General features: G+C 60.8%; 15 protein-coding genes. 6 read left to right on the forward strand and 9 right to left on the reverse strand.

The genetic code is table 11. The annotated features are described in order from the left end of the window. Positions 1–17: 17 nt before the first annotated feature. From C1N62_RS09295 to gstA, 4 genes are all read left to right on the forward strand, one after another. A complete protein-coding gene (locus tag C1N62_RS09295) occupies positions 18–1,157 on the forward strand; it encodes a diguanylate cyclase (RefSeq protein ID WP_206057746.1) in 1,140 nt (379 codons plus the stop codon). Between the two features lie 278 nt (positions 1,158–1,435). Continuing rightward, on the forward strand, positions 1,436–3,055 hold the full coding sequence (locus C1N62_RS09300; protein WP_240775680.1) for an EAL domain-containing protein: 1,620 nt from the start codon (positions 1,436–1,438) through the stop codon (positions 3,053–3,055). A gap of 386 nt (positions 3,056–3,441) precedes the next feature. Beyond that, the gene (gene dapA, locus C1N62_RS09305) at positions 3,442–4,308 is read left to right on the forward strand and encodes a 4-hydroxy-tetrahydrodipicolinate synthase (protein ID WP_137763373.1); all 867 of its coding nucleotides are present in this window, start codon (positions 3,442–3,444) and stop codon (positions 4,306–4,308) included. Between the two features lie 136 nt (positions 4,309–4,444). After that, entirely contained in the window at positions 4,445–5,047 is a 603-nt protein-coding gene (gene gstA, locus C1N62_RS09310; protein ID WP_137763374.1) for a glutathione transferase GstA, read from the forward strand. Positions 5,048–5,080: 33 nt separating this feature from the next. On the opposite strand, the gene pdxY is transcribed toward gstA, so the two are convergent. The 5 genes from pdxY to anmK form a co-directional block, all read right to left on the reverse strand. Then, the gene (gene pdxY, locus C1N62_RS09315) at positions 5,081–5,941 is read right to left on the reverse strand and encodes a pyridoxal kinase PdxY (RefSeq protein ID WP_137763375.1); all 861 of its coding nucleotides are present in this window, start codon (positions 5,939–5,941) and stop codon (positions 5,081–5,083) included. Between the two features lie 155 nt (positions 5,942–6,096). Then, positions 6,097–7,371, reverse strand: coding sequence for a tyrosine--tRNA ligase (gene tyrS / locus C1N62_RS09320; protein WP_137763376.1), 1,275 nt, complete (start codon positions 7,369–7,371; stop codon positions 6,097–6,099). 136 nt (positions 7,372–7,507) lie between these two features. Further along, positions 7,508–8,155, reverse strand: coding sequence for a pyridoxamine 5'-phosphate oxidase (pdxH, locus tag C1N62_RS09325; RefSeq protein WP_137763377.1), 648 nt, complete (start codon positions 8,153–8,155; stop codon positions 7,508–7,510). A gap of 35 nt (positions 8,156–8,190) precedes the next feature. After that, positions 8,191–8,499, reverse strand: coding sequence for an MliC family protein (locus C1N62_RS09330; RefSeq protein WP_137763378.1), 309 nt, complete (start codon positions 8,497–8,499; stop codon positions 8,191–8,193). Positions 8,500–8,510: 11 nt separating this feature from the next. Continuing rightward, a complete protein-coding gene (gene anmK / locus C1N62_RS09335; protein WP_137763379.1) occupies positions 8,511–9,635 on the reverse strand; it encodes an anhydro-N-acetylmuramic acid kinase in 1,125 nt (374 codons plus the stop codon). 286 nt (positions 9,636–9,921) lie between these two features. Here anmK and slyB point away from each other — a divergent pair, with 286 nt between their 5' ends. Then, positions 9,922–10,389, forward strand: coding sequence for an outer membrane lipoprotein SlyB (gene slyB, locus C1N62_RS09340; RefSeq protein WP_137763380.1), 468 nt, complete (start codon positions 9,922–9,924; stop codon positions 10,387–10,389). Positions 10,390–10,462: 73 nt separating this feature from the next. Here slyB and slyA read toward each other — a convergent pair whose 3' ends face one another. The 4 genes from slyA to C1N62_RS09360 all read right to left on the reverse strand — a co-directional run bounded on the left by slyA (position 10,463) and on the right by C1N62_RS09360 (position 13,336). Continuing rightward, positions 10,463–10,906 carry a transcriptional regulator SlyA gene (gene slyA / locus C1N62_RS09345; protein WP_137763381.1) on the reverse strand — a complete coding sequence of 148 codons (444 nt, stop codon included), beginning with the start codon at positions 10,904–10,906 and terminating at the stop codon, positions 10,463–10,465. A gap of 555 nt (positions 10,907–11,461) precedes the next feature. Next, the gene (sodC, locus tag C1N62_RS09350; RefSeq protein WP_137763382.1) at positions 11,462–11,983 is read right to left on the reverse strand and encodes a superoxide dismutase family protein; all 522 of its coding nucleotides are present in this window, start codon (positions 11,981–11,983) and stop codon (positions 11,462–11,464) included. A 124-nt stretch (positions 11,984–12,107) separates the two neighbouring features. Continuing rightward, the gene (locus tag C1N62_RS09355) at positions 12,108–13,004 is read right to left on the reverse strand and encodes an aldo/keto reductase family oxidoreductase (protein WP_137763383.1); all 897 of its coding nucleotides are present in this window, start codon (positions 13,002–13,004) and stop codon (positions 12,108–12,110) included. A gap of 92 nt (positions 13,005–13,096) precedes the next feature. Then, complete coding sequence (locus tag C1N62_RS09360; protein WP_137763384.1) at positions 13,097–13,336, reverse strand: DUF1289 domain-containing protein; 240 nt, start codon at positions 13,334–13,336, stop codon at positions 13,097–13,099. Between the two features lie 381 nt (positions 13,337–13,717). On the opposite strand from C1N62_RS09360, the gene C1N62_RS09365 reads away from it, so the two are divergent. After that, on the forward strand, positions 13,718–14,809 hold the full coding sequence (locus C1N62_RS09365; RefSeq protein WP_370465555.1) for an alkene reductase: 1,092 nt from the start codon (positions 13,718–13,720) through the stop codon (positions 14,807–14,809). Positions 14,810–14,897 lie beyond the last annotated feature (88 nt).

Raw genomic sequence — 14,897 nt, forward strand, 5'->3', positions numbered from 1 at the left:
GCCAACCTGATAAAAACATGACTATGCATCTCAACGTCTACACGTTATTCGTGCTGGAACTCGTTGTTCTGGCCTTTTTGGCAATTTTGATGTTCTTTGCCTGGCTGGGGGGCCGCCGTGACCCGACCCTCGGCTACCTCGCCGCCACCATGCTGAGCGCCGTTTTTGGTACCCTGATGGGCAGCCTGCGCGGTCTCCATATGGACATCGTGCCAATCCTGTTTGGCAACATGACGCTGCTGCTGGCCTATGGCCTGCAATGGACGGCAATGCGGGTCTTCACCGGGCGCCCGCCCCACTGGCAGGGGGTGCTGGCTGGCCCGATCGTCTGGCTGCTGCTCTGCCTCTGTCCGCTGTTTATGCAGACCCTGACGCTGCGCATCATTGTCAGTGGCCTGCTGACCATGATCTATACCCTGCTGGCGGCGCGTGAGGTGTGGCGGGGCCGGCGGGCGCTGCTGGTGACCTACTGGCCAGCGCTGCTGCTGATGCTGCTGCACAGCGCCGTCTACTTTATCCGCCTGCTGTTTGACCGGGGCCAGCCGTTTGCCGAGCTGACCACCGTTCCCGGCGCCAGTTTCTTCGCCCTGCTGATCTTCGAAACCATCCTTTATGCCACCGGCATGGCCTTCACCACGCTGGCGATGGTCAATGAACGCGCCCAGCTGATGTACAAACATGCCTCTCTCAGCGATCCGCTGACCGGCATCGCCAACCGGCGCGCGCTGATTGAGCGCGGTGAACAGCTGCTGGCGCGGTGCGAGCGTGAGCAGGCACCGGTGACGCTGATCCTGTTCGATCTCGATAACTTCAAGGGCATCAATGACAGCCACGGCCACCACGGCGGCGACCGGGCGCTGGTGGCGTTCTGTGACATCGCCGCGCGCTGCCTGCAACCGCACCATATCTTCGCCCGTATTGGCGGCGAGGAGTTTGGCTGCCTGCTGCCGCTGCCCACCCAGGATGCCCAGTCGTTAGCGGAGCGCATCCGCTGCCAGGTGGCTGCCCAACAGCGGCTGGCGCACCCATTGACGGTGAGCGGTGGCATCGCCTCCAGTACCCAAAGTGGCTTCAATATCTCCAGTTTACTGGTCGAGGCAGACCACGCGCTCTACCGCGCCAAGGCTGGTGGAAAAAACCGCATTGAGGTGAATTAGGGGCAAAAATGGGTCTAATTCATCGATTTGCCTTAAGGGTGATGGATTTATCGCCGCATAAAATGCGGCCCAGTTTACTTAGCACATGATAAACAGCCGATGATTCTTAAATAATCAGAATGGCATTATGATTGTCTAAATAAATGAAAAAAATGAGTAAAATAATCCACTTATAGTCATGTGCAGTGGAGACGCCGCAATTTTTCAGTGCTAATCTTGCTGCTTCCCTCTGCTCAGGACGTTTGAAAATGTTCAATGACATCGCCATATGTCAAGCCGTGCTTAACGCACTCCCGGAAGCCACACTCATTAAAGATGACACACTGAAACTGGTGTTTATCAACCAGAAAGCCTGTGATTTATTTGGCTATTCGCATGATGAGCTGGTTGGGCAGGGTTTTGCTTTTTTTCTCGATGAGGAGCAGGCGCAACGCCACCATAACCGGGCGCTGGAGGTGTTGCAGAGCGGGGAGAAGCAGATGAGCGAAGAGGTGATCACCGATGGCAAAAACAAAAGCCGCACGGTGATGATCCGTAAGTCGCGCATCCTGATTGACCAGCGTGCCTACGTGCTCTCCATCATCAGCGACATCTCGCTGCTGCGCAGTTCAGAGGCCCAGATCCGCTACCTGGCCTACCATGACACCCTTACCGGGCTGCCCAACCGCACCTCGCTGAATGATGAACTGAACCAGCTGGCGGCACGCACCCTCTACCACCCGCAAAACTGCGCGCTGATTGTGCTCAACCTGAACCACTTCACGGTGCTGAACAACACCTACGGCTACCAGTCTGGCGACACCATCCTGTGCGAATTCAGCCAGCGGCTGCGCACGCTGGTGGGCCAGCAGGGGATGCTGGCGCGACTGAATGGCGATGAGTTCGCCATCCTGCTGCGCGGCATGTCCACGGAGCCGGAGGTGCTGCCGATTGCCCGGCAAATCATCGCCATGATGCATGAGCCTTTTACCCTGACGCAGGCCAAGCCGGTGGTGACCCTCTCCTGCGGCATTGTCAGCATCAACAGCGAAAACCTGACCGCTGGCGAGATCCTGCGGCGCGGCAACTCTGCCCTGCGTGAAGCGCAACGCCAGGGGCAGAATATCTTCTGCTTCTACTCCGAGACGCTGGACGCCAGTGCGGAGAATAAGCGGGTGATGGTGAAGGCGCTGGCGGAGTCCCTGACCAAAGAGGGGGAGCTGACTTGCGTCTACCAACCGATTTTGCGCAGCAGTGACGAGAAGATCATTGGCGTGGAGGCGCTGGCGCGCTGGAACCACCACCAGCTTGGCCCGGTGCCGCCGGTGCAGTTCATCGCCCTCGCGGAGGAGACCGGGCTGGTCAGCCAGCTGGGCGAGTGCGTGCTGCGGCAAGCCTGTCGCCATATCAAGCCGCTTGGCGATTTGCGGCTGGCGATCAATGTGTCAGCGGTGCAGTTGCGCGAGGGGCAGTTTGCTGAAAAGACCCTCGGCCTGCTGCGTGAGGAGGGCTTCCCCTGCCAGCGTCTGGAGCTGGAGCTGACGGAGACCGCGGTGATGAATGCCGATGCCAACAGCCTGCACCAGCTGATGCAGCTGCGCACCGCGGGCGTGAAGATCTCGCTGGATGACTTCGGCACCGGTTACTCCAGCCTCAGTCTGCTGAAGGACATTGCGGTGGACAGCGTGAAGATTGACCGTTCCTTTGTGCAGTACGTCAATGAGGTGACGGACACGGCGGCGATCGTCACCGCGGTCTCCCAGCTCGGCCATAAAATGAAGCTGAACGTGATTGCCGAAGGGGTGGAGAACGCCCAGCAGAAGACCTTCCTGCTGACCGCCGGCTGCTCACACATGCAGGGTTACCTCTTCTCCCGCCCGGTGCCGGTGGAGACCCTCACCGCCCTGCTCAGTGCCTGACCGGCCGCCGTTTCACCCTTTTGGCGGGTGAAACGGCCATATATAAGCAGCGTAAATAATCCCACAACCAGCATTAACCCATTGAATTGACATAAACCGGCGCCAAACGCATTATCTCCTCAGGCGCCACGGTGCGCCCCATGTGCCCTCATTCAATGGATTAGACGATGATGCAACCCGTTTCCTGCCTTGCCCAATGTGATGCCTTTCCGGCAGCCAGTGGCGCGGTGCGTCATATGAAGCTCAAGAAACAGCCGCTCATTTGACCGGGCGCTGTCCCGTCAGATGAGATGACAGGACAGCGGCCCACAGCAGTGTGACTCCCCCTGACCTCTCCTCCTGACGGCAAACCCAATGCGCGTTACCCTCTAAGACAGGAGAGAATTATGTCAGTATTTTCAGGTATTTGGATTCCGTTGGTCACCCCTTTCAGCCAGGGCAAGCTTGACCTGCCCGCCTTGCAGCGCCTGGCGGTCTCCCTGCTGGCGCGTGGCGCGGACGGGCTGGTAGTATGCGGCACCACCGGCGAGGCACCAGCGCTGAGCCAGGAGGAGCAGTTGCAGGCGCTGGACGCGGTGCTGGAAGTGGTACCAGCCGCCAAGGTGGTGATGGGGCTGGCCGGCAACCATATGCCCTCCATTTTGGCGATGCAGGATGCCATCATGCAGCGCCCGCTGGCGGGCCTACTGGTCTCCGCGCCCGCCTACATCCGTCCGACCCAAGCGTCGCTGGTGCACTACTTCACCCAACTGGCTGACCGTTCGACGGTGCCCTTGATCCTCTACAACGTGCCCTACCGTACCGGCATCGCGCTCTCCTGGGAGACGCTGCAACAGCTGAGTGACCACCCGCGCATCGTGGCGATCAAGGATTGCGGCGGCAACCCGGAGCTGACGCTGGATCTGATCAACGCTGGCAAGCTGGACGTGCTGACCGGCGAGGATACCCAGATCCTGACGGTGCTGGCGCTGGGCGGCACCGGGGCGATCACCGCCTCTGGCCACCTCTGCCCGGAGGCGCTGGCAACGCTGGTGAAGCAGGTACAGGCGGGCGATCTGCCTGCGGCGCGCGCCACCTTCTACGGCCTGCTGCCGATGATCCGCTTGCTGTTCTCCGTCGCCAACCCTACCGCCATCAAGTGCGCGCTGGCGCTGCATGGCGAGATGGAGCCAGACCTGCGCGAGCCGCTGCTGCCCTGCCCGCCCGAGGTAGAGCAGGCGCTGCGCGACCACTTCAACCTCCACAGCCGCTGAACCCCAGCCAGCCCGGCCGCCCTGGCCGGGCCATGAGAGTTTTCGTTTTCTTTTCGCACAGATACGTAATGACTTTTGACAGAATGGCTTCCAGGATAGAGGCTTAATTGCACTCCCCCACTACTGGAGCGTTACCATGAAACTGTATTACAAACCGGGCGCCTGCTCGCTCTCCCCGCATATCGTGCTGCGCGAGGCGGGTGTCGATTTCAGCATTGAGAAAGTTGACCTGGTGGCGAAAACCACCGAGCACGGCGCGGACTACCTGACCATTAACCCCAAGGGGCAGGTGCCGGCGCTGCAACTGGATGATGGCTCCATCCTGACGGAAAATGCGGTGATTGTGCAGTATCTGGCCGACCAGAAGCCCGATCGCCAGCTGTTGCCCGCAGCGGGTTCGCTGGCGCGCTACCACGCGCTCGAACTGCTCAACTTCATTGCCACGGAACTGCACAAGGGCTTCAGCCCGCTGTTCAACCCGCGTTTCCCGGAGGAAGCAAAAGAGGTGGCGCGTGAGCAGTTGCGGAAGAAACTGGCCTACATTGATGGCGAGTTGGCGGGGAAAGAGTATCTGCTCGGCAGCCGCTTCAGCGTGGCCGACGCCTACCTGTTCACTATCCTGAACTGGGCGCGAGTACTGAAGTTTAACCTGGATTTGCCGAACCTGACGGCCTTTATGGCACGGATGGCGGCGCGCCCGGCGGTGGATGCCGCACTGGCGGCGGAAGGGCTGAAGTGATGGGAGGGCGCGCACCCTGCGCGCCCCACCCGATTACAGCTTAACTGCCGGGAAGTAGTGGCGCGGGTTGACCAACGCATCTTGCGCCGCCACCACCTGCAACTCGTACTCGCCCATCTGCTGGGTCGCCAGCATCACCTCGTAGACTGCGGCAGTGACATGCTCCAGCGCCTTGTCGAGCGGCTCCCCCTTCAACAGGTTCACCAGCAGCAGGCCACTGGTGAGATCGCCCACGCCCACCGGCTGGCGATCGGCAAAGGCCACCAGCGGGCGGCTGATGTGCCATGCCTCGTCAGCGGTGACCAGCAGCATCTCAAAGCTCTCTGCCGAGCGGGCGGCGCGGGCCAGATGTTTCACCAGCACCACCTTTGGCCCCAGCGCGCACAGCTCACGCGCGGTGGCCACCGCCTGCTCCACGCTGTTCACCGCCTTGCCGCTCAGCTGCTCCAGCTCAATCAGGTTTGGCGCAATCACGTCGCTGCTCGGCAGTGACTGCTTGACGTGGAACTCCGCCACACCAGGGGCCACGATGCAGCCCTTCTCCGGGTGGCCCATCACCGGGTCACAGAAGTAGAGGGCATTCGGGTTGGCGGCCTTCACCTGGCGGACAATCGCCTGGATGTGCTCGCCCTGCTCTGATGCGCCAATATAGCCGCTCAGCACCGCGTCACACTTCGCCAGCTGGCCGATGTCCGCGATGCCCTGCACGATTTCGGTCAGGTGGCTGGGCGGCATCACGCAGCCTGTCCAGCGGCCATATTGGGTGTGGTTGGAGAACTGCACTGTGTTGAGCGGCCAGACGTTGGCGCCCATGCGGCGCATCGGGAATTCGGCAGCGCTGTTGCCGGCGTGGCCGAACACGACGTGGGACTGGATGGAGAGAATATTTTTCATCACGACAACCTGTACTCTTTTACCCTTGCCAAAGACACCGGCATGGCCGGTGGCCGGTGCCCCCTGCCAAGGCGGCGGCACTGTTCGTTATTATTGGGGCAAACCCCGTTAAAAATAAGGGGGGCTGCTAGCCCCCCGTTTTCACTCTGTCGCGCTTACTTCCAGCTGATCAGGCAGTAGTGCTTCTTGCCGCGGCGCAGCAAGGTGTACTTACCAAACAGGCGGTCGCTGTCGGTGAAGGTGTACTCCGCATCACCCTGCTTCTCGCCATTCACCTGCACGGCGTTCGAGTTGATCATGGTGCGTGCCTGTCCGCGGGAGGGCACCAGCTCGGCCGTGACCAGCGCCTGTTGCAGGTCGCTGCCCGCCTCCAGTTCGATGGTCGGCATACCGTCCTGCGCCAGCTGGGCGAAGTCCGCCTCGGTCATCTCACCCAGAGAGCCAGAGAACAGGCTGGCGGTGATGCGCGTGGCTGCAGCCAGCCCCTCTTCGCCATGCACCATGCGGGTCACCTCTTCCGCCAGCACATACTGGGCGCGCGGGGCCTTGCCGCTGTTTTTGTCCTCTTCTTCCAGCGCGTTGATCTCTTCCAGGCTGAGGAAGGTGAAGAACTTGAGGAAGCGGTACACATCGGCGTCCGCGGTGTTGATCCAGAACTGGTAGAACTTGTACGGGCTGGTCTTCTTCGGATCCAGCCACACTGCGCCGCCCTCGGTCTTGCCGAATTTGGTGCCGTCAGACTTGGTGATCAGCGGTACGGTCAGGCCAAACACCTGCTTCTGGTGCAGGCGACGCGTCAGGTCGATGCCAGAGGTGATGTTGCCCCACTGGTCAGAGCCGCCAATTTGCAACTCCACGCCGTGCTCGCCGCACAGCGAGGCGAAGTCATAGCCCTGCAACAGGTTGTAGGAGAACTCGGTGAAGGAGATGCCGCTGTCATCGCGGTTCAGGCGCTGCTTCACTGCCTCTTTGTTGATCATCTGGTTGACGGAGAAGTGCTTGCCGATGTCACGCAGGAAGGTCAGCACGTTCATGTTGCCGAACCAGTCGTAGTTGTTGGCGGCAATGGCGCTGTTGTCACCGCAGTCGAAATCGAGGAACGGCGAGACCTGGCGGCGGATCTTCTCTACCCACTCAGCGACGGTATCGCTGGTGTTGAGCTTGCGTTCAGCGGCCTTGAAGCTCGGGTCGCCAATCAGGCCGGTCGCCCCGCCCACCAGCGCCACTGGCTTGTGGCCAGCCAGCTGGAAGCGTTTCAGGCACAGCAACGGAACCAGATGGCCCAAGTGCAAGCTGTCTGCGGTGGGATCGAAACCGCAATAGAGTGCAATTGGCCCTTGCGCCAGTCGCTCTGCTAACGCTTTTTCGTCCGTAACCTGGGCAATGAGGCCCCGCTCTTGCAATTGAGTAATCAAGTTACTGCTTGTCATCAATGACTCCGTTGAGGGTTGGTAAAGGGAGTGTCCCGGCCGGCGGCGCTGACCTGTGTGGCCGCCTGATCCGAGGAAGCGCATAGAATAAAGCGCCCGTAGCCCGAGCGCCAGAAGTAAGCACGGATTTTGGCGTTCAGGGCGCCAGTCGGTCGATTTTCCAGCCATTCCCCTCGCGCAGGTAGAGGAAACGGTCATGCAGGCGGTGCTCGCCTCCCTGCCAGAACTCCACGGAATCAAAGGCCACGCGGTAGCCGCCCCAGAAACTGGGCAGTGGCACCTCACCCTGCTGGAACTTCTGTTTCAGCTCGAGGAATTTGCTCTCCAGCACCCCGCGCGCCGAGATGCGGGACGATTGCGGCGACACCCAGGCCCCAATCTGGCTCTCCTTGGGTCGGCTACTGAAGTACTTCATCACCTCCAGCGTGGAGAGGCGCTCGGCGCGGCCGGTGAAGCTGACCTGCCGCTCCAGCATGTGCCAAGGAAAGTGCAGGCTGATTTTCGGGTTGTGGCTCAGGTGCTGCGCCTTGCGGCTGCCCAGGTTGGTGTAGAACACCAGCCCGCGCTCATCGATGTGCTTGAGCAGCACAATGCGTTGGAATGGCTGGCCCTGCTCATCCACCGTCGCCACGCACATGGCGGTGGGGTCGGCCAGTTGCGCCTCGCACGCCTGTTGCAGCCACAGCCCGAAGAGATCCAGCGGGTCATCGGTCAGATCGTGGCGGCGCAGGCCGCCCTTGGTGTATTCGCGCCGCAGGTGGGCAATATCGAGTCTTTCAGTCATGGCAAGATCCTTGGAACGTCAGGGGGTCACGGCCATCAGCGGCTGACCACACAATCATTGATTATCACATCATCCCCGCGCTGCACCAGCGCCCGCGCCCCCTGTGACCAGAAGGTGTAGCGCCCGTCGCTGTAGCGCGCGCCGGAGGCCGCCTCCACCTGCGTCAGGTGGAGTTGCTCGCCATCCAGCAGCAGGCTGACGCTGTGGCGATCCGGGGCCAGCGTCACGGTCAGCGGCAGGGTGCCGCAACGGTAGTGGACAGGCTGGGCCGCTGGCGCGTGGCCGAAGTGGCTACACCCAGCCAGCGCCAGCAATGCGGCCCCGGTAAGCAGATACCTGAACATACTGCCTCCTCTCACTCGCCCGGCTGGCGCAGGCCAGCCGGGTAGATGGCGCCCAACACCGCCGGCGCGCGCGCGCCAGTCACCGAGGGCAGGTTGCCCGGCAGGCCGGACAGGGTACGCGCCGCCAGCCAGGCGAACGCCAGTGCCTCCATGTCATCGCCACGGATGCCGAACTGGTCGGTCGGGCACACCTCGGTACCCGGCAGCAGCGCCGCCAGACGGGCCATCACCAGCGGGTTGCGCGCGCCACCGCCACACACCAGTAGCCGGTCACAGCCGCCGGAGAGCTGTACCTGCTCTGAGATGGTGGTCGCGGTCAGTTCCGCCAGCGTGGCCTGCACATCCTCCGGGGCAAGATTGGGATGCCCGGCGAGATGGCGCTCCAGCCAGGCCAAATTGAAGTACTCACGCCCGGTACTCTTCGGCGCTGGCGCGGCAAAATAGGGGTCAGCCAGCATCTGCTGCAACAGGGCGATGTCAGGCAGGCCTGCCAGCCCCAGCGCCGCATCCTCATCGTAGGGCAGCGCCCGCTGCCGCCAGATCCAGGCGTCCATCAGCATGTTGCCGGGGCCGGTGTCATAGCCGCGCACCGGCTGGCCCGGCAGCTGCAGGGAGAGGTTGGCGATGCCGCCGATGTTGAGCACCATCCGGCGCTCGTCCGGGTGCGAGAGCAACGCATCATGGAACGCGGGCACCAGCGGCGCGCCCTGCCCGCCAAGCGCGATGTCCCGCCGGCGGAAGTCACCGATGGTAGTAATGCCGGTCAGGGCCGCGATGCGGTTATTGTCGCCCAGTTGCAGCGAGAACGGCGCCGGGCCGTTCGGCTCGTGCCAGACCGTCTGGCCGTGGCAGCCAATCGCGGTGATCTCTTCGGCACGCAGGTTGTGCTGCGCCAGCAGCGCCAAAATGGCCTCGGCGAACAGATCCCCCAGCTGCGCATCCAGCTGGCCCACTTGTGACAGTGTCACCTGCTGGCCCTGGCACATCCCTAAAATCGCCTGCCTGATGGCCAACGGCATCGGGTGGGTATAGCTGCCCTGCTGGGCTACCATACGCGCATCAATGGCGGCCAGCACCACATCGATCCCATCCAGGCTGGTGCCCGACATGACACCGATATAACGACCTGACTTCATAACCTCTCCCCTTCCCGGCAATGCAATGTTTTTCTCCCCCACTAAAGCAGATTTAACCGGTTAACGCTATGAAAGGGAGTGATTATTTACGGCCAGGCCGTTGATCTGTCGACGAGATCATTTTATCGAGGTTTATGGGGCATTGAGGCTATGGGGCATATGCTGGGGACTTTACATCAGGCAAAATAGCGATTGGGCCGCAGATCAGCCATACTTTTAGCGTCATTGTCCATTCGTAGTCAGGCAGGCAATGCTGAGGACTATGTTAAAAAATATAGGAGTCTTTATGATTAAGCGTCTTCTCGTGGTGGCGCTCGCTGGCGCCACGCTGGCGGGCTGTGTGAACGATAGCGCCCTGTCCGGTGATGTCTATTCCGCCAATCAGGCGAAACAGGTTCAAAACGTAACCTACGGCACCATCGTCTCAACCCGGCCGGTACAGATTCAGGGTGGCGACGAGAGCAACGTGATTGGCGCGATTGGCGGCGCAGTGTTGGGCGGCTTCCTGGGTAACACCGTCGGGGGTGGCACAGGCCGTAGCCTGGCGACCGCGGCCGGTGCCGTGGCCGGTGGCGTCGCAGGTCAGGGCGTGCAGGGTGCGTTAAACCGTAGCAATGGCGTAGAACTGGAGATCCGTAAGGATGATGGCAATACCATCATGGTGGTGCAGAAAGCAGATGCCACCAAATTCAGCGTGGGGCAGCGTGTGAGCATGGCCAGCAGTGGCAGCCAGGTAACTGTCTCGCCGCGTTAAGCAGCACAAAAACAAGACCGGCGGCCAAAGGCCGCCGGTCGGGTAGATTCGCTGTGAGTCAAAAAAAATCGCGTTATTTGTTTTGTAGTTGGATAATGTTCTCTTCTATCTGATCGATCATCCTGACCAGCAGCGAGAGCTCATCATGTGAGATGCCCGTCAGGATCTCATGCCGTGTAGAGTCAATCACCCTCTCCACCTCATCAATAATCGGTGCCGCTTCCGCCGTCAGCTTGATGCGTTTGGCGCGGCGATCGCTGGAGCAGGTATGGCGGGTAATCAGCCCCTTCTCCTCGAGTTGATCCAAGGTGCGCACCAGTGAAGGCTGCTCAATGCCGATCGCTTTGGCCAACTGAATCTGCGACTGCTCAGGCGGTAATTTGTTGATATTGTGCAAAGTCACCCAATGAGTTTGGGTCAATTCCAACGGTTTGAGCCGGTGGTCAATCAAGGCGCGCCATACTCGCACCAGCCGTGCTAAATCTGAACCTAATGATGAACCTAAATTGGAGTCCAATTCCCCCTCCTTATAATTAGCTTGCTAATAGTGCTTCCCAGAGTGTAGCCTATTTTGCGGAGTTAAGAACGGAAATTCAATTATATATGTAATATGAATGATATTTAGATCAATAATTTGGATGAAAAATAATTAGAGCCTTTTTACATCCTGCGCCTTATTCTCTGCCTGAATATTAACATGCCAAATTTGGCATAATTCCTTTGGCGAATGTTGCCTGTTTTGAGCTATCCCTTTGCTGTCTCTCTGCTTTTGTCCGGCGATTGGGCTGCGCTAATTTTGCCTGCGGCCACATGGGCCAAGCCAGGCGCACACCAGGCAAGTGTGGCTGCGACGGACATACTCCGTGCAATTTGTCAAATTTCGCTAAAATTTAAGGGGATAGCGTGGGCTAGGGTCAGTGGGGGTAAATAAATAGTGACAGTTACAAAAATAAAATACATTTTCTAACTTTGATCTGAATCGTGGCAATATCTAAACACTTCTGAATTAAATAAATTTGCCTACCCGTTATTGGCACTGGCCGGGCAAATGCCCAGCCAGCAGTCAGTCAAACTAAATCACACCACAAGCAATACGGCCACCGCCGCCACCCAAGGGTTTCGGCATATCCGCGTGGTTATCACCGCCCTCATGGATCATGAGCGCATGGTTCTCAACCTGCGACAGCTGTTTCAGGCGCGGTGCCAGTACCTGATCGCTGGCACTGCCATCCTGATGCACATAGATCACGGGCAGGTCACCCAGGTGGCCATTTTCATATGGCCCGAGGTGCTTGCCGGTTTTCTCTGGATCCAGGTGATCGCCGGCTGCTTGCGCCGCCACCTTCTTGCCATCCTTCTCTGCGGCCTCACAGCTGCCATTCTGGTGCACATGGAAACCGTGCACCCCCGGCGGCAGTGAGGTCAGTTTGGGGGTAAACAGCAGGCCATACTCGGTTTCACTGATGGTGACAGTGCCGATGGGCTGCGGTGCGCCCTCAGCCGACACCCGGTTCATAGTCACCACTTTACTGGCCGCCTGCGCGGCCCCGCAGGCCAGCATACATGCCAACGCCACGCCGGAAAGATACTTCATAACGCCTCCAATGCCTGTCGCTTCAGAGCGTTAAGTATAGGCAAAGCCTTCCTATGCTGGTTTGCCGTTCCGCTTTCCGGCCCTGCCCGGCTGATATTTGCGATCCAGTTCACAAAAACTGCCCCTAGGGCACGTCATAACCCAGCGCCGCCTTGCGGATGCGGAACCACTGCTGGCGGCTCAACGGCAGGGAGAGCGCCTCCCAGGCAGCACGCACGCGCTCAATCTTGCCGGTGCCCAGAATCGGCAACGGGCGGCTCGGCAGGCGCAGCACCCAAGCATAGACCACCTGCTCCAGGGATTGCGCGCCAATCTCCTCAGCGACGGCGTACAGCTCATCACGCAGCGGCTGGTAGCGCGGTTCCCGGAACAGCCGGCCGCCGCCCAGACATGACCACGCCATCGGCCGGATGCGCAACTGCTGGCACTGGTCGAGCGTGCCGTCCAGCGTCACCGTCTGATTGAGCGGCGAGATCTCCACCTGGTTGGTCGCCAGAGTAAAGGGCAGGCGCGATTGCAACAGCGAGAACTGCGCTGGCGTAAAGTTGGAGACACCAAAATGGCGCACCTTGCCGCTGCCATGCAGGGCGGTGAACGCTTCTGCCACCTCATCGGCATCCATCAGCGGATCGGGGCGGTGGATCAGCAGCAGGTCGAGGTAGTCAGTGTTCAGATGCTGCAATGACTGCTCGGCGCTGGCAATGATGTGGGACTTGTCCGTGATGTAGTGGCCAAGGCTATGGCCGGGTTTGGCGGTGGTGGCAATGCCGCACTTGCTGACCAGCTCCAGCTGGTGGCGCAGCGAGGGGGCCAGCCGCAACGCGTCGCCAAACGCGGCCTCACACTGGTAGTCGCCATAGATGTCAGCGTGATCGACGGTGGTGATGCCCAGCGCCAGATGCTGCTCAATAAAGGTCACCAGCTCCTGCGGGCGCATTGCCCACTCCATTAACCGCCAGTAGCCACAAATTAGCGGGGAAAACTCAGGGCCCTGCGGGGCAATCGGACTGCGAAGATTCATAACCGGCCTCCTTGGTTGGATGGGGAGAGCATACACAATTGCGTGGCCCGGCACGACGTTGGCGCACGGCTTTGCGCGGCGCCTCGCAAGAATTAAAACAGGGAGGGTTGTTCTGGCGGCGGGTCATCGGCTTTGCGCGCTTGCCGCTGCTGACGCAGGTAGCGCTGGCGGCAGAGATGGAGGACGTGGCGCTTCTGGGCGTCGCTCATGCTCATCCAGTTGAAACGCTCTTCCCGGCTGCGCAGGCAGCCACGGCAAAAACCGCGCTCATCTGACTGACAGATGCCGCGGCAGGGGCTGGGAATGGTGAAAAACTCAAGCTGCTCGGCCACAATCTCCCCTTTTGCGCAAACGGGCGGCACGTTGCGCGCTGGTTAATTTATCGCCCGCTTACTCATTGAAGCCCCTTTGCGCCGGGCTGGCAAGCCTGCCCGCCATTTTTCCCGCCCATGCCATCAAATTTCTGTCATAACCGGGTGATAGGGTGGCGTCGCGGTAAAGGCTCTTTGCCGCCGAGAACATCACGGCGTGGCCCTGTGCTGCGCAAACGTGAGCCTTTGGCGTGCCGCCCGCTGGCCACGCCCCTTGCGCCCCCTTCACCCGGCGTGCCTGTACGCCGGTTTCTTTCAACGCCTTAGAGCGCACGTTTGAACAATCTGCCCCAGCCTTTCCTCTGCATAGTGGCCCGGACACTTTTTCAGGAGGCATTGGCCATGAGCACACTCTTTACCCCGTTGACCATTGGCGGGCGCACCCTGCCGAACCGAATCTTTATGGCCCCCCTCACCCGCCTGCGTAGCCAGGAGCCGGGCGATTTGCCGACTGCCCTGATGGGCGAGTACTACAGCCAGCGCGCCAGCGCCGGGCTGATTATTAGCGAGGCGACGCAAATCTCCCTGCAGGGCAAGGGTTACGCCGGCGCGCCGGGCATCCACTCCCCTGAGCAGGTGGCCGCCTGGCGCCAGATCACGGACGCCGTCCACGCGCGCGGCGGCCACATCGCCCTGCAAATGTGGCACGTTGGCCGCATCTCCCACACCTCGCTGCAACCGGGCCAGCAGTCGCCGGTCGCCCCCTCGGCACAGACCGCCGACACCCGCACCACGATCCGGGATGAACAGGGCAACCTGACGCGCGTTCCCTGCTCGCCGCCGCGCGCCCTGACCGTGGCCGAGATCGCCGAGGTGGTGGCACAATTCCGCCAGGCCGCCATCCATGCGCGGGAAGCCGGGTTTGACTATGTGGAGATCCACGCTGCCCACGGCTACCTGCTGCACCAATTCCAGTCGCCGGAGTCCAACCTGCGGGATGATCAGTATGGTGGCAGTGTCGAGAACCGCCTGCGCCTGACGCTGGAAGTCGTGGAGAGCGTGGTGGCCGAGCTGGGGGCTGACCGCGTTGGCATCCGCATTTCGCCGGTCGGTGCCGTCGCTGGCATGGGCAATGGCGAGCAGGAGGAGCAGGACGCGCTGACGCTGGTGGAGCAACTGAGCGCCCGCCAACTGGCCTACCTGCACATCTCCGAGCCGGACTGGGTCGGCGGCCGCCCCTATTCGGAGGCGTTGCGCAAGGCGATTCGCGCCCGCTATCAGGGGGTGATCATCGGGGCCGGCGGCTATACGCAGCAGAAGGCGGAACAGTTGATTGACGCCGGTTACGTTGATGCCGCCGCCTTTGGCCGCGACTACATCGCCAACCCGGATCTGGTGGCGCGCTTTGCCCAGCAGGCGCCGCTCAACCCACCGCAGCCAGAGACCTTCTATGGCGGTGGCCGTGAGGGCTACACCGACTACCCAACGCTGTGACTATCTGCATCACATTGAATTTATTCGCCTGCGAAGGCTATACTTAACTGTTTTTATCCATGCGGCGAACACCTCGCCGCGTGCCAAC

The sequence above is a fragment of the Nissabacter sp. SGAir0207 genome (genome assembly GCF_005491205.1).
Taxonomy (GTDB): domain Bacteria; phylum Pseudomonadota; class Gammaproteobacteria; order Enterobacterales; family Enterobacteriaceae; genus Chimaeribacter.

What these genes read in the sequence shown, in the direction of transcription:
- C1N62_RS09295 (WP_206057746.1), top strand. Translation starts at nt 18, where the DNA reads ATGACTATGCATCTCAACGTCTACACGTTATTCGTGCTGGAACTCGTT.
- dapA (WP_137763373.1), top strand. Translation starts at nt 3,442, where the DNA reads ATGTCAGTATTTTCAGGTATTTGGATTCCGTTGGTCACCCCTTTCAGC.
- gstA (WP_137763374.1), top strand. Translation starts at nt 4,445, where the DNA reads ATGAAACTGTATTACAAACCGGGCGCCTGCTCGCTCTCCCCGCATATC.
- pdxY (WP_137763375.1), bottom strand. Translation starts at nt 5,941, where the DNA reads ATGAAAAATATTCTCTCCATCCAGTCCCACGTCGTGTTCGGCCACGCC.
- tyrS (WP_137763376.1), bottom strand. Translation starts at nt 7,371, where the DNA reads ATGACAAGCAGTAACTTGATTACTCAATTGCAAGAGCGGGGCCTCATT.
- pdxH (WP_137763377.1), bottom strand. Translation starts at nt 8,155, where the DNA reads ATGACTGAAAGACTCGATATTGCCCACCTGCGGCGCGAATACACCAAG.
- C1N62_RS09330 (WP_137763378.1), bottom strand. Translation starts at nt 8,499, where the DNA reads ATGTTCAGGTATCTGCTTACCGGGGCCGCATTGCTGGCGCTGGCTGGG.
- anmK (WP_137763379.1), bottom strand. Translation starts at nt 9,635, where the DNA reads ATGAAGTCAGGTCGTTATATCGGTGTCATGTCGGGCACCAGCCTGGAT.
- slyB (WP_137763380.1), top strand. Translation starts at nt 9,922, where the DNA reads ATGATTAAGCGTCTTCTCGTGGTGGCGCTCGCTGGCGCCACGCTGGCG.
- sodC (WP_137763382.1), bottom strand. Translation starts at nt 11,983, where the DNA reads ATGAAGTATCTTTCCGGCGTGGCGTTGGCATGTATGCTGGCCTGCGGG.
- C1N62_RS09355 (WP_137763383.1), bottom strand. Translation starts at nt 13,004, where the DNA reads ATGAATCTTCGCAGTCCGATTGCCCCGCAGGGCCCTGAGTTTTCCCCG.
- C1N62_RS09365 (WP_370465555.1), top strand. Translation starts at nt 13,718, where the DNA reads ATGAGCACACTCTTTACCCCGTTGACCATTGGCGGGCGCACCCTGCCG.